At 63.9% G+C, this 14,093-nt stretch carries 12 protein-coding genes; 6 read left to right on the forward strand and 6 right to left on the reverse strand.

Translation table 11 applies throughout. The annotated features are described in order from the left end of the window. Window positions 1–24 precede the first annotated feature (24 nt). Window positions 25–2,187 carry a polyribonucleotide nucleotidyltransferase gene (pnp, locus tag BM374_RS04580; RefSeq protein WP_092289348.1) on the forward strand — a complete coding sequence of 721 codons (2,163 nt, stop codon included), beginning with the start codon at window positions 25–27 and terminating at the stop codon, window positions 2,185–2,187. 231 nt (window positions 2,188–2,418) lie between these two features. Here pnp and katG read toward each other — a convergent pair whose 3' ends face one another. After that, window positions 2,419–4,587, reverse strand: coding sequence for a catalase/peroxidase HPI (katG, locus tag BM374_RS04585; protein ID WP_177248086.1), 2,169 nt, complete (start codon window positions 4,585–4,587; stop codon window positions 2,419–2,421). A 114-nt stretch (window positions 4,588–4,701) separates the two neighbouring features. On the opposite strand from katG, the gene BM374_RS04590 reads away from it, so the two are divergent. Both BM374_RS04590 and BM374_RS04595 read left to right on the forward strand, forming a co-directional pair. After that, window positions 4,702–5,628, forward strand: a complete 927-nt coding sequence (locus BM374_RS04590) for a hydrogen peroxide-inducible genes activator (protein ID WP_092289352.1) — start codon at window positions 4,702–4,704, stop codon at window positions 5,626–5,628. Between the two features lie 6 nt (window positions 5,629–5,634). Next, the gene (locus tag BM374_RS04595; RefSeq protein WP_092289354.1) at window positions 5,635–6,096 is read left to right on the forward strand and encodes a GNAT family N-acetyltransferase; all 462 of its coding nucleotides are present in this window, start codon (window positions 5,635–5,637) and stop codon (window positions 6,094–6,096) included. Window positions 6,097–6,149: 53 nt separating this feature from the next. Here BM374_RS04595 and fabI read toward each other — a convergent pair whose 3' ends face one another. From fabI to fabA, 3 genes are all read right to left on the reverse strand, one after another. Continuing rightward, the gene (gene fabI / locus BM374_RS04600; protein ID WP_092289356.1) at window positions 6,150–6,950 is read right to left on the reverse strand and encodes an enoyl-ACP reductase FabI; all 801 of its coding nucleotides are present in this window, start codon (window positions 6,948–6,950) and stop codon (window positions 6,150–6,152) included. 136 nt (window positions 6,951–7,086) lie between these two features. Further along, window positions 7,087–8,310, reverse strand: coding sequence for a beta-ketoacyl-ACP synthase I (gene fabB, locus BM374_RS04605; RefSeq protein ID WP_092289358.1), 1,224 nt, complete (start codon window positions 8,308–8,310; stop codon window positions 7,087–7,089). A gap of 50 nt (window positions 8,311–8,360) precedes the next feature. After that, on the reverse strand, window positions 8,361–8,882 hold the full coding sequence (gene fabA / locus BM374_RS04610) for a bifunctional 3-hydroxydecanoyl-ACP dehydratase/trans-2-decenoyl-ACP isomerase (RefSeq protein WP_092289360.1): 522 nt from the start codon (window positions 8,880–8,882) through the stop codon (window positions 8,361–8,363). 357 nt (window positions 8,883–9,239) lie between these two features. Here fabA and irrA point away from each other — a divergent pair, with 357 nt between their 5' ends. Further along, a complete protein-coding gene (gene irrA / locus BM374_RS04615) occupies window positions 9,240–9,728 on the forward strand; it encodes an iron response transcriptional regulator IrrA (RefSeq protein WP_092289363.1) in 489 nt (162 codons plus the stop codon). A gap of 155 nt (window positions 9,729–9,883) precedes the next feature. On the opposite strand, the gene BM374_RS04620 is transcribed toward irrA, so the two are convergent. Further along, complete coding sequence (locus BM374_RS04620) at window positions 9,884–10,414, reverse strand: SH3 domain-containing protein (RefSeq protein WP_092289365.1); 531 nt, start codon at window positions 10,412–10,414, stop codon at window positions 9,884–9,886. A gap of 322 nt (window positions 10,415–10,736) precedes the next feature. On the opposite strand from BM374_RS04620, the gene BM374_RS04625 reads away from it, so the two are divergent. After that, window positions 10,737–11,738 (forward strand): 2-hydroxyacid dehydrogenase, encoded by a 1,002-nt coding sequence (locus tag BM374_RS04625; RefSeq protein ID WP_092289368.1) that lies wholly within the window; start codon window positions 10,737–10,739, stop codon window positions 11,736–11,738. A gap of 20 nt (window positions 11,739–11,758) precedes the next feature. Here BM374_RS04625 and BM374_RS04630 read toward each other — a convergent pair whose 3' ends face one another. After that, the gene (locus BM374_RS04630; RefSeq protein WP_092289370.1) at window positions 11,759–12,562 is read right to left on the reverse strand and encodes a HesA/MoeB/ThiF family protein; all 804 of its coding nucleotides are present in this window, start codon (window positions 12,560–12,562) and stop codon (window positions 11,759–11,761) included. A 91-nt stretch (window positions 12,563–12,653) separates the two neighbouring features. Here BM374_RS04630 and BM374_RS04635 point away from each other — a divergent pair, with 91 nt between their 5' ends. Next, a complete protein-coding gene (locus BM374_RS04635) occupies window positions 12,654–14,015 on the forward strand; it encodes a serine protease (protein WP_177248087.1) in 1,362 nt (453 codons plus the stop codon). The last annotated feature ends 78 nt before the right edge of the window (window positions 14,016–14,093 follow it).

The following is a 14,093-nucleotide window of genomic DNA, read 5'->3' on the forward strand; positions in this document are numbered from 1 at the left end:
GAGAACCCATGAAAGAAGACCTCTATGTTCAATAAGCATTCAGTCGAGATCGACTGGGGCGGACGCCCTCTCAAGCTCGAAACCGGCAAGATCGCACGCCAGGCCGACGGCGCCGTCATCGCCACTTATGGCGAGACCGTGGTGCTCGCCACCGTCGTTGCGGCGAAGGCGCCGCGTGAAGGCGTCGATTTCCTGCCGCTGACCGTCGACTACCAGGAAAAGACCTACGCAGCCGGCCGCATTCCCGGCGGCTATTTCAAGCGCGAGGGCCGGCCGACCGAGAAGGAGACGCTGGTCTCCCGCCTGATCGATCGTCCGATCCGTCCGCTGTTCGTCGATGGCTGGCGCAACGAGACCCAGGTGATCGCTACCGTGCTGTCGCACGACATGGAGAACGATCCCGATATCGTGGCGCTGGTGGCCTCCTCGGCCGCGCTGACCCTGTCAGGCGCGCCGTTCAAGGGCCCAATTGGCGCCGCCCGCGTCGGTTTCGCCAATGACGAGTTCATCCTCAACCCGACGCTCGACGAGATGGTCGACACCCAGCTCGACCTCGTCGTCGCCGGCACCGCGGATGCCGTGCTGATGGTGGAATCGGAAGCCAAGGAGCTCAACGAAGAGATCATGCTCGGCGCCGTGATGTTCGGTCACCGCCATTTCCAGCCGGTCATCAAGGCGATCATCGAGCTCGCCGAGAAGGCTGCCAAGGAGCCGCGCGAAGTCACCGTGATCGACAATGCCGCGCTCGAGAAGGAAATGCTCGGCCTCGTCGAGCAGGAGCTGCGCGCCGCCTACGCCATTCCGGTCAAGCAGGATCGCTACGCCGCGGTCGGCAAGGTCAAGGAAAAGGTGATCGCCCACTACTTCCCCGAAGGGCAGGAGCCGAAATACGACAAGCTGCGCGTCAGCGCGGTGTTCAAGGAGCTCGAGGCGAAGATCGTTCGCTGGAACATCCTCGACACCGGCAAGCGCATCGACGGCCGTGACGTCAAGACCGTGCGCAACATCATCGCCGAAGTCGGCGTGCTGCCCCGCGCCCACGGCTCGGCGCTGTTCACCCGCGGCGAGACCCAAGCGATGGTCGTGACCACGCTCGGCACCGGCGAGGACGAGCAGTACATCGACGCGCTGTCGGGAACGTACAAAGAGACGTTCCTGCTGCACTACAACTTCCCGCCCTACTCGGTCGGCGAGACCGGCCGTCTCGGCGGCACGAAGCGCCGCGAGATCGGCCACGGCAAGCTCGCCTGGCGCGCGATCCACCCGGTGCTGCCGCCGCATCACGAGTTCCCCTACACCGTGCGCGTGGTCTCGGAGATCACCGAATCCAACGGCTCCTCGTCGATGGCTTCGGTCTGCGGCGCCTCGCTCGCGTTGATGGACGCCGGCGTGCCGATGAAGCGGCCGACCGCGGGCATCGCGATGGGCCTGATCCTCGAGGACAAGCGCTACGCGGTCCTCTCGGACATCCTCGGCGACGAGGACCATCTCGGCGACATGGACTTCAAGGTCGCCGGTACCGAGCAGGGCATCACCTCGCTCCAGATGGACATCAAGATCGAGGGCATCACCGAAGAGATCATGAAGGTGGCGCTCGCCCAGGCCAAGGACGGTCGTATCCACATCCTCGGCGAGATGGCCAAGGCACTCACGAACGCCCGCGCCGAGCTCGGCGAATACGCGCCGCGCATCGAGACCTTCAAGATCGCCACGGACAAGATCCGCGAAGTGATCGGCACCGGCGGCAAGGTGATCCGCGAGATCGTCGAGAAGACCGGCGCCAAGGTCAACATCGAGGACGACGGCACCGTGAAGGTCGCCTCCTCCGACGGCGAGGCGATGAAGGCTGCGATCAAGTGGATCAAGTCGATCGCGTCCGATCCGGAAGTCGGCCAGATCTATGACGGCACCGTCGTCAAGGTGATGGAGTTCGGCGCCTTCGTGAACTTCTTCGGCTCCAAGGACGGTCTCGTCCACATCAGCCAGCTCGCGTCCAACCGCGTGCAGAAGACCTCCGACGTCGTCAAGGAAGGCGACAAGGTCAAGGTCAAGCTGCTCGGCTTCGACGACCGCGGCAAGACCCGCCTGTCGATGAAGGTCGTCGACCAGACCACCGGCGAAGATCTCGAAGGCAAGGACAAGGGCGGCGAGGGCGAGAAGGCACCGCGCGAAGCCGCCGGCGAGTAATCGCTAAGCCAGTCCCAAAACACGAAGGGCGGCCGAAAGGCCGCCCTTTTTGTTTGTGTTCGCTCCGGGCGATATGCGCTCCCTCTTCTGCTTGCGGGAGAGGGTGCTTCTGCGACGAAGAACCCCCAAGAGGGGAGAACCCTCACCCGGATCGCACCGGACGATGCTTCGCATCCCCGAGGCGATCCGACCTCTCCCGCACGCACGCGGGAGAGGTGGAACAACATCGCGTCAGGACGCTGCGAGATCGTACCGATCGAGGTTCATCACCTTGGTCCATGCCTTGGCGAAGTCCTTCACGAACTTCTCCTTGGAATCCGAGGTCGCATAGACCTCGGCGAAGGCGCGGAGCTGGGAGTGCGAGCCGAAGATCAGATCGGCGCGCGTGCCGGTCCACTTCACCGCATTGGTCTTGCGGTCGCGGCCCTCGTAAGAGCCGTCAGCAACCGGCGCCCACGCCGTGCTCATGTCGAGCAGGTTGACAAAGTAGTCGTTGGAGAGCGTGCCCACCTTTGAAGTGAAGACGCCGTGCTTCGACCCGTTCGCGTTGGCACCGAGCACACGCAGGCCGCCGACCAGCACGGTCAGCTCGGGGCCCGTGAGCCTCAGAAGCTGCGCGCGATCGACGAGCGCTTCTTCCTCACGAAGGAACTGGTGCTTCTTGCCCACATAGTTGCGGAAACCATCGGCCCGCGGCTCCAGCGGTGCGAAGGAGGCCGCATCGGTCTGCTCTTGCGAGGCATCCATCCGGCCGGGTGTGAAGCCAACCTTGACGTCGACGCCGGCATCCTTGGCGGCCTTCTCGACCGCGGCAGTGCCGCCGAGCACGATGAGGTCGGCAATCGAGACCTTCTTGGCCCCGCCCGACGCGTTGAACTCCTTCTGGATCGCTTCGAGCTTGCCGAGCACCTTGGTGAGCTGAGCCGGCTGGTTCACCTCCCAGTCCTTCTGCGGAGCCAAGCGAATGCGCGCACCGTTGGCGCCACCGCGCTTGTCCGAACCGCGGAAGGTCGAGGCCGACGCCCAGGCGGTCGAGACGAGTTCGGACACCGAAAGGCCCGAGGCCAGGATCTTGCTCTTCAGCGCAGCGATGTCCTGGTCGCCGACCAGCTCGTGATTCACGGCCGGAATCGGATCCTGCCAGATCAGCGTCTCCTTCGGCACCAGCGGGCCGAGATAACGCTGGATCGGGCCCATGTCGCGATGGGTGAGCTTGAACCAGGCGCGGGCAAACGCGTCCGCGAACTGATCGGGGTTCTCCAGGAAGCGACGCGAGATCTTCTCGTAAACCGGATCGAAGCGCAGCGAGAGATCGGTGGTCAGCATCGTCGGCCGATGCTTCTTCGACTTGTCGAACGGATCAGGAATGATCGCGTCGGCGCCCTTCGCCGTCCACTGGTTCGCACCACCCGGGCTCTTCGTCAGCTCCCATTCGTACTTGAACAGGTTCTCGAAGAAGTTGTTGCTCCACTTCGTCGGCGTCGTCGTCCAGGTCACTTCGAGACCGCTGGTGATGGAATCGCCCGCCATGCCAGACGCGTGCTTGCTCTTCCAGCCGAGGCCCTGGTCTTCCAGTGCGCCCGCTTCAGGCTCGGGGCCGACCAGCGACGGATCGCCGGCGCCATGGGTCTTGCCGAAGGTGTGGCCGCCGGCGATCAGCGCGACGGTCTCTTCGTCATTCATCGCCATGCGGAAGAAGGTCTCGCGAATATCCTTCGCCGCGGCGATCGGATCCGGCTTGCCGTTCGGGCCTTCCGGGTTGACGTAGATGAGGCCCATCTGCACGGCGCCGAGCGGCTCGGCAAGCTGGCGCTCACCGCTGTAGCGCTCATCACCGAGCCAGGTGCCTTCCGGACCCCAATAGAGCTCTTCCGGCTCCCAGACGTCGGCGCGGCCGCCGGCGAAGCCGAACGTCTTGAAGCCCATCGACTCCAGCGCGACGTTGCCGGCGAGCACCATCAGATCGGCCCAGGAAATCTTGCGGCCGTATTTCTGCTTGATCGGCCAGAGCAGCCGGCGCGCCTTGTCGAGGTTGGCGTTGTCAGGCCAGCTGTTGAGCGGGGCGAAACGCTGCTGGCCGGCACCGGCGCCGCCGCGTCCGTCGGTGATGCGATAGGTGCCCGCGCTGTGCCAGGCCATGCGGATCATGAGACCGCCGTAGTGACCGAAATCGGCGGGCCACCATTCCTGCGAATCCGTCATCAGGGCGGTGAGGTCCTTGATGACCGCGTTGAGATCGAGCGACTTGAACTCCTTGGCATAATCGAAGTCCTTGCCCATCGGGTCCGACAGGTCGGAGTTCTTGTGCAGCATCTCGATGCTGAGATTGGTGGGCCACCAGTCGCGGTTCGCCGGCACGCGTTTTCCACCCGAAAACGGGCACTTTGAAGTGTCGTCCATGAATACCTCCTCTGGTGGCGTCGAACTCGCGCCATTGACCAGGTCAAAACACTCTAAGCGCCGCCTTCCATCAGGGGAAGTTGACTTTAATGATCGCTGCGATAGGATTTTCTGATGATCAATCTGACGCTGCGCCAGCTGCGCTATTTTGACGCGCTGGCGCGCCATGGTCATTTCGGCCGCGCCGCGGAGGCCTGTTCCATCTCGCAGCCGGCGCTGTCGATGCAGATCAAGGAACTGGAGGAGGCGCTTGGCGGGTTATTGCTGGAGCGCAGCGCGCGCCAGGTCGCGCTGACCCGGTTCGGCGAGGAGCTGGCGCAGCGCGTCCGTGACATCCTGCGCTCCGTCGACGAGCTCGGCGATTTCGCCCGCGCCTCGCAGGACCGCTTCGCCGGGCGCTTGCGCATTGGCATGATCCCGACGATCGCGCCCTATCTCTTGCCCAAGATCACCAAGAATCTCACGCGCATGCATCCGGAGCTCGACATCCGCGTGCGCGAGACGATGACGCCGCGACTGATCCAGGAGCTCGTCGAGGGCCGGCTCGACACCGCCATCGTCGCGCTGCCGGTCTCCGAACCCTCGCTCACCGAGGTCGCCCTGTTCGAGGAGAAATTCCTGCTGGTGCGGCCCGGCACGGATGCGGGCACCCCAGTGCCGTCGCGCGAGATGATGCGCGAGATGCGGCTGCTGCTGCTCGAAGAGGGCCATTGTTTCCGCGACCAGGCGCTGTCGTTCTGCAACATGCAGTCGGCGCCGCCGCGCGAGATGCTGGATGCGAATTCGCTTTCGACACTGGTGCAGATGGTCAGCGCCGGTATCGGCGTCACGCTAATTCCGGAGATGGCGGTGTCGGTGGAGACGCGATCGGCCTCGGTGTCGCTGTCGCGCTTCCGCGACCCCGAGCCGTCGCGCACCATCGGCATGGTCTGGCGCAAGACCAGCCCGCTGGCGCGGCAGTTGCTCCAGATCTCCGAGGTGGTGTGCCTGTCGGCCGGCAAGGTGCGCGCAAGGCAGGCCCCGCGCGGCCAGCGGCCCTGATTTGTGATGTCGCACCCCATCATCCGCCCCGCCCGCGCCGACGAGTATGACGAGATCGCCCGCGTCTGGATGGAGAGCTGGGTTTCGACCGGGCTCGCCGAAGCGAGCAATTTCCTGCTGGCGAATCTGCGCGCACGAGTCAGGCGCGAGATCGAGGACGGCTGGACCCTTTACGTCGCCGACGACAACGGCACCATCGCCGCCATGCTGGCACTGCATCTGCCCAAGCTTTATCTCGACCAGCTGTTCGTCGCCCCCGCCTATCAGGGACAATCGCTCGGACGGGAGCTGCTTGCCTTCACACGGGTCCAGATGCCGGACGAGATCGAACTGCGCTGCGTCCGCGAGAACGAGAAGGCTTGGCGCTGGTACGAACGTGAGGGCTTTGTGTTCGAGAACGAAGAGATCTCCCCGGTCACGGGCTTCACGATGAAATGCTACCGGTGGAGACGGCAGCCCGCAGAATAAACAGCGAGATGGTGGGCACGTCGCCTGCGCTCCTTTGCCCACCCTATGGAGTTCTACTCCGACGCCTTCAAATCGTCGGGCCTTGGCATCAGGACGATGTTGTAGCCGGAATCGACGTAGTGGATTTCGCCGGTCACGCCGCCGGAGAGATCCGACAAGAGATACAGCGCCGAGCCGCCGAGTTCGTCCAGCGTGACGCCGCGGCGGAGCGGCGAATGCTTCTGCATGAAGGCGAACATCGCGCGCGCCTCGCCGATGCCGGAGCCGGCGAGCGTGCGGATCGGGCCGGCGGAGATCGCGTTGACGCGGATGCCGCGCGGACCGAAATCGGATGCGAGATAGCGCACCGAGGCTTCCAGCGCCGCCTTGGCGACGCCCATCACGTTGTAGTTGGGCATCGCTCGTTCGGAGGCCCCGAAGGTCAGCGTAATCATGCTGCCGCCCTCCGTCATCAGCTCGGCGGCGCGCTTGGCGACCTCAGTGAACGAGAAGCAGGAGATCACCATGGTGCGCGAAAAGTTCTCGCGGCTGGTGTCGGCATAACGGCCCTTCAGCTCGTTCTTGTCGGCAAAGCCGATCGCGTGGATGACGAAGTCGAGCTTGCCCCATTTTTCGCGCAAGACATCGAAGGTCGCATCGACGCTGGCGATGTCCTCGACGTCGCACGGCAGCACCAAATCAACGCCGAGCGATTCCGCGAGCGGCTTGACCCGCTTGCCGAGGGCCTCGCCCTGGAAGGTAAAGGCGAGCTCGGCGCCATGGGCGTGCAGCGTCTTGGCCATGCCCCAGGCGATCGAATGATCATTGGCGATGCCCATGATCAGACCGCGCTTGCCTTTCATCAAACCTTCCATGCTACGATTACTCTCCGCTCTTCGTCATGCCCGGGCTTGTCCCGGGCATCCACGTTCTTCCGCGACCAGTAGCAAATACGTGGATGGCCGGGACAAGCCCGGCCATGACGAAACTACCAATACATCCGCAAAACCGTCACACGTCCATCCGGCTGAACACCAGCGTGGCGTTGGTGCCGCCGAAGCCGAACGAGTTCGACAGCACGGTGCCGATTTTGACATTGTCGATGCGCTTGCGCACGATCGGCATGTCGGCGAACACCGGATCGAGCTCCTGGATGTGTGCGCTCTCGCAGATGAAGCCGTTGTTCATCATCAGCAGCGAATAGATCGCCTCCTGCACGCCGGTCGCACCGAGCGAGTGGCCGGTCAGCGCCTTGGTCGCCGAGATCGGCGGACACTTGTCGCCGGCGCCGAACACGCGGCGGAGCGCGTCGATCTCAGGCGGATCGCCGGCCGGCGTCGATGTCGCGTGCGGGTTGATGTAGTCGACCTTGGTCTTCACCGTCGACATCGCCATGCGCATGCAGCGCTCGGCGCCCTCACCTGACGGTGCGACCATGTCGTAGCCGTCCGAGGTCGCGCCGTAACCGACGATCTCGCCATAGATGCGCGCGCCGCGCGCCTTGGCGTGCTCGAGCTCTTCAAGCACCAGCACACCGGCGCCGCCGGCAATGACGAAGCCGTCGCGGCTGATGTCATAGGGACGCGAAGCGGTGGCGGGCGTGTCGTTGTACTTCGACGACATCGCGCCCATGGCGTCGAACAGCACCGACAGCGACCAGTCGAGCTCCTCGCAACCGCCGGCGAAGATGACGTCCTGCTTGCCGATCTGGATCGTCTCATAGGCATTGCCGACGCAATGGTTGGACGTCGCGCAGGCCGAGGAGATCGAATAGTTCACGCCCTTGATCTTGAACCAGGTCGCGAGAGTCGCAGATGCCGTGGATGACATCGCTTTCGGCACCGCAAACGGACCGACGCGTTTCGGTCCCTTGGTGCGGGTGATGTCGGCGGCTTCGACGATGGTGCGGGCGGACGGACCGCCGGAGCCCATGATGATGCCGGTGCGGATGTTGGAGACTTCCTCGGGCGAGAGACCGGAGTCCTGGATCGCCTGCTCCATCGCGACGTGATTCCACGCCGCGCCCTGACCGAGGAAGCGCATCGCGCGCCGATCGACTACGGTCGACGGATCGAGCGTCGGCGCACCTTGCACCTGCGAACGGAAGCCGAGCTCGGCATGTTTCTCCGCCCGCGAAATACCCGACTTCGCCTCGTGAAGGCTCGCAAGCACTTCCTGGGTGTTGTTTCCGATCGACGAGACGATACCCATCCCGGTGACCACAACCCGCCTCATGACAGCCTCGCCTAAATCGTTGTCTTTCTTCGTAGTGCTTGAAAACGCGCCTAGCCCAGGCTAGTGCCCTGCTTGAACAGCCCGACCTTCAGGTCTTTGGCGCGATAAATAATCTGGTCATCGACCGAAAGCCATCCATCGGCAATCCCGAGCACGAGCTTTGAGCGCATCACGCGCTTGATATCGACGTTGTACACAACCTTGCGGGCCTCGGGCAGCACCTGCCCGCTGAACTTTAATTCGTTGAGGCCGAGTGCACGACCACGGCCCTCGCCTCCGGTCCAGCCGAGATAAAAGCCGACCATTTGCCATAGCGCATCGAGGCCGAGGCAGCCGGGCATGACGGGATCGTTTTTGAAGTGGCAGCCGAAGAACCAGAGGTCCGGCTTCACGTCGAGCTCGGCGCGCACCAGTCCCTTGCCGAACTCGCCGCCATTGTCGTTGATTTCCGTGATGCGATCGAACATCAGCATCGGCGGCAGCGGCAACTGGGCATTGCCCGGGCCGAACATCTCGCCGCGGGCACATGCCAGCAGATCTTCGTATTCGTAACCGTTGCGCCTGTTCAGCATGCAGAAGCCTTTGTTCTAACCCCGATTGAGCGGCGTTTCTGGCAGAAATGGGCCCCGTTTCGTTCGGAAGTGACGCCGTCGTCAGCAGGCGCGAATACCAAGAGCCCGGATGGACCTGCGAACATGGACTTGCGACCGGCCTCAATGCCCGGCCGCGCCTCACCGGCTACGCGGAACCGGGCGCTCTCTAACACAGGCCTTTTCGGTGGCAAAGCGATCTCATGAAGGTAAAATGACGATGCTCGGGCGCGGTTCCCTCGCTAATTAGAACCACTCTAGTTGCGAGAAACTTGCATCTGCATCTATCTGTCCATATATTGCAGGTAGATAGTGTCCACGCGTGCCCGAATTTTGGAAATGAGCGACAACAACGCGCCCCGTCACCACGACGACGTCCATGCGGCCCTTCTGTCTGGCCGCCAGCCGGCTCTGACCGGCTGCCCCTGGCACGACGTCAACGAAATGCTGCAGTCCGCCGGCCTGCGTCCGACGCGCCAGCGCATGGCGCTGGGCTGGCTGCTGTTCGGCAAGGGTGCCCGCCACCTCACGGCTGAAATGCTCTACGAGGAAGCGACCCTGGCCAAGGTCCCGGTGTCGCTCGCAACCGTCTATAACACACTGAACCAGCTCACCGATGCCGGCTTGCTGCGCCAGGTCAGCGTCGACGGCACCAAGACCTATTTCGATACCAACGTCACCACCCACCACCATTATTATCTCGAGAACAGCCACGAGCTGGTCGACATCGAGGACCCGCATCTGGTGCTGTCCAAGATGCCGGAGGTGCCGGAGGGTTACGAAATCTCGCGCATCGATATGGTCGTGCGCCTGCGCAAGAAGCGCTGAGATCAGTCAATCGCTAGTTTGATCGTCATGGCCCGGCTTGTCCCGGCCATATTGTTTTACACCGTCATTCCGGGGCGGTGCGCAGCACCGAACCCGGAATCTCGAGATCGCGGGTTCGGATGCTAAAGCATCGCCCCGGGATGACGCCTATGGCGTCAATTCACCTGCTCATCCGCATAAACGCCCCAGAGGCGCTCCTGCTGGATCCAGCCGTCAAAACCGTTGCCGGTGACGTGGCACCAGCTGGTCGTGCACTTTTTTACCTGCGTGACGACGCCGGCCTGGAGTTTCGCGGCCACCGCGCTGTCCGGATCGGCGCGGTCATAAATCGGCGCGAGGTCGTCCTTGTGCTTCATGGTGACCACCGCCGTGCGGCGGCCCGACAGCAGCGAGTGATAGACCCAGCCCTCGGCACCTTCGGAATCGCGCACCCGGCGCCAGTTCTCGAACTCGGCCGTGATTTCGACCGGTAGGCCGGCGCGGGTGTAGACCCAGGCCACGTCATTGTCCTTGGTCGGGCCGGCGCGAACGTTCACGTGATCCGATTTCAGGCTCACATAACGCGGCACCGGCAGGCCGCTGGCGGTCTGCGGGGTGTTGTCCTTGGCCGAATGCGAGGGGCCGACCGAGGCGCTCCACCAGGTGCAAACGAGCGCCATCACCGAACAAAAACGCCCCAACGCCATTAACCCGTCTCCTGTCGAAGACCCGGCTGAACCGGATCCTCACCCCAAATTCCAAACCCTGCCGCATCCCCCTCTCCCGCCCCACGCGGGTGTTCCCGGAGCCTTCGCCCTGGTTCTTGTCTTGGCCCGGCCTTCTGCTAGAGAGGACGGACACTTGAACAACCAGTTTGCCCCGATTTTCCGGCTGGAAATTGGGGGTAAAGCTTGAAGGAAACGCCGGGGACGACACGGCAAGGCCAGTGTCGAACAACCGGGTTAATGAGGCCTCAACGGCCGGCCTTTGGCGACAAAGGCGGCTTGCAACGCCTCATGAGGGCAGGACATGTCGGTGAAGAAAAAGCCCCTCGTCGTCGTGACGCGCAAGCTGCCGGACTCGATCGAGACCCGGATGCGCGAACTGTTCGACGCGCGCATCAATCTCGACGACACGCCGATGTCGACCGAGCAGATCGCCGAAGCCGCGCGTACCGCCGACATCCTGGTTCCGACGGTCACCGATCACATCAGCGCCGACATCGTCAACCAGCCCGACTGCAAGCTGCGCCTGATCGCGAACTTCGGTAACGGCGTCGACAATGTCGACGTCGCGGCCGCGCATGCCCGCGGCATCACCGTCACCAACACGCCGAAGGTGCTGACCGAAGACACCGCCGACATGACCATGGCGCTGATCCTCGCAGTGCCCCGGCGAATGATCGAAGGCGCCTCGATCCTGACCGAAGGAAAGCCCTGGGCGGGCTGGTCGCCGACCTGGATGCTCGGTCACCGCATCGGCGGCAAGCGCCTCGGCATCATCGGCATGGGCCGAATCGGCCAGGCGGTTGCGCGCCGCGCCCGCGCCTTCGGCCTGCAGATCCACTATCACAACCGCCGTCCCGTTGCGCCCGTCATCGCCGAAGAGCTCGGCGCGACCTATTGGGAAAGCCTCGACCAGATGTTGGCGCGGATGGACATCATCTCGGTGAACTGCCCGCACACGCCGGCGACCTATCATCTGCTCTCGGCGCGGCGGCTGAAGCTGATCCGCAAGGACGCTTACATCGTCAACACCGCGCGCGGCGAGGTCACCGACGAGGACACGCTGATCAAGCTGATCGAAGGCGGCGAGATCGCCGGCGCCGGCCTCGACGTCTACGAGCACGAGCCCGCGGTAAATCCGAAACTGGTGCGGCTTGCGAAGGCCGGCAAGGTGACCCTGATGCCGCATATGGGCTCGGCCACGATCGAGGGCCGCGTCGAGATGGGCGAGAAGGTGATCATCAACATCCGCACCTTCCTCGACGCGCACAAGCCGCCGGACCGCGTGCTGCCGAGCATGCTGTAGGTCGCAAAGACCTGTCGCGCTCAGTCGCGATGGGCGCGGAGGTCAGCGATCACGGGCCCGTCGCCATTGAGCGGATTGGCCGGATCGCGCGCGTAGCGCAATGTCTCGAAGCGCATTGCGCGCGCATCGATCATGAGCAGGCGCCCGACCAGGCCCTCGCCGAAACCGACGATCTCGCGGATCGCCTCCAGCGCCATCATCGAACCCATCACGCCGGCAAGCGCGCCCATGACGCCGGCCTCCGCGCAGGCCGGCACGGTGCCCGGCGGCGGCGCTTCCGGAAACAGGCAGCGATAGGTCGGGTTGAACACGCCCTGCTCGTTTGTCTCATGCGCGCGGATGGTGGTGAGCGAGCCGTCGAAGGTGCCGAGCGCCGCCGTGATGAGGGGCTTTTTCGCGAAGAAGCAGGCGTCCGAGACCAGATAACGCGTCGAGAAATTGTCGGAACCGTCGAGCACGAGATCGTAGTCGCCGATCAGGCTCAGCGCATTGTCGGCATTGAGCCAGGTCGCGTGACCGACGAAGCGTACATGCGGATTGAGCTCCGCGATCCGCTCGGCCGCGCTCTCGACCTTGTGCCGGCCGATATCGGGCGTGGTGTGGATCACCTGACGCTGAAGGTTGGACAGCGACACTACGTCGTCGTCGACCACGCCGAGCGTGCCGATGCCGGCGGCAGCCAGGTACATCAGCGCGGGCGCGCCGAGACCGCCGGCGCCGATCACCAGCACGGAAGCCCGCTTCAGTGCGGCCTGGCCGGGGCCACCGACATCGCGCAGCACGATATGGCGGGCATAGCGTTCGAGTTCGTCCGGGCTCAGCACCGTCTCTTACTCCTGAACCACCCCGAGATTGTTCGCGACCAACGAGATGTGCTTGAATGGCAGCGCGTTCAATGGGCTGGCTGGATTTGTCATGAGATCGATGCTTGCGGCAACACTGATGTTGGCGTCTGCCACAGGTGCGAACGCCCAGATGACGGCGCCGCAGGTCCCCGGCGCCAAGCCGAATCTGGTCCAGACCGTCCCGATCAAGCCGCCCGCCGTGCAAACGCCGTCCGAAACCGCCGACGCGATGGCGCAGGCGGAGCGGCTGTCGCTGCAATCCGACCTCGCCTGGGTTGGTCAATATAATGGCGCCATCACCGGCGACGTCAGTTCGCGCATGGTCGATGCCATCAAGGAATACCAGAAGGCCAAGGGCGGCAAGCCGACCGGGGTGCTCAATCCGCAGGAGCGCGCCGCCCTCGCCGAGACCGCGCGGCGCAAGCAGGACAGCGTCGGCTGGAAGATCGTGACCGAGATGACCAGCGGCGCGCGGCTCGGCATTCCCTCCAAACTGGTGCCGCAACAGGCCACCGATACCAACGGCTCGAAATGGACCTCACCGTCCGGAACGGTGCAAGTGCTGCTCAGCCGGCGCAAGGAAGCGAACCCGACCACGGCAAAACTGGCGGATGCCGAGAAGAAGGAGCCTGCAGGCCGCAAGGTCGACTACACCGTGGTGAAGCCCGACTTCTTCGTACTGTCGGGACTGCAAGGCCTGAAGAAATTTTACGTGCGCGGCACTTTCAAGGGCGACGAAGTCCGCATCATGACCATTCTATATGATCAGGCCATGGAGAATACGGTCGAGCCGGTCGTGATCGCGATGTCGAGCGCGTTCAACGCGTTTCCGTCGGGGCCACAGGCGGGACCTCCGCCGCGCAAGACCGTCGAATACGGCACCGGCATCGTCGTCAGCGACGACGGTGCGATCGTCACGGATCGCCTCGTCACCGACTCTTGCCTTGCCATCACCATCGGCGGCTACGGCAATGTCGATCGTCTGGCCGAGGACAAGGACCACGATCTTGCACTGCTACACATCTATGGCGCACGCGGCCTGAAGCCACTCAGCCTCGCGAGCGGCGTTGTGAAGACGAGTGTCGATGTCATCGGCATCGCGGATCCGCAGAGCCAGGGCGGCGCCGCAGGCGTATCGAGCGTGAAGGGCGCACTGGCGCCGGTGACGGCGAGCGACTCTGCGCTCTCGCCTCCACCCGCGGTCGGCTTCTCCGGCAGCCCGGCCCTCGATGGCGAGGGCAAATTCGCCGGCATCGCGCTGTTGAAGCCGGCAATCGTTGCGGGTCCGACGACGTCGGCGCCTGCATCGCAAGCGGTGATGATCTCGGCAGAAGCCGTGCGCGAATTCTTGAAGGCGAACGGGGTCATTGCGAGCGGCACGTCGACGGATGCGAAAGCTGCCGTCGTGCGTGTGATCTGCGTGCGGAAATAATGCTCGTGTCCCGGACGCGCTGAGGCACGCAGTGACGCTGCGCAGAGCCGGGATCCATTCACATTCCGTGCGAGAAAT

The organism is Bradyrhizobium sp. Ghvi (assembly GCF_900115265.1).
Taxonomy (GTDB): domain Bacteria; phylum Pseudomonadota; class Alphaproteobacteria; order Rhizobiales; family Xanthobacteraceae; genus Bradyrhizobium.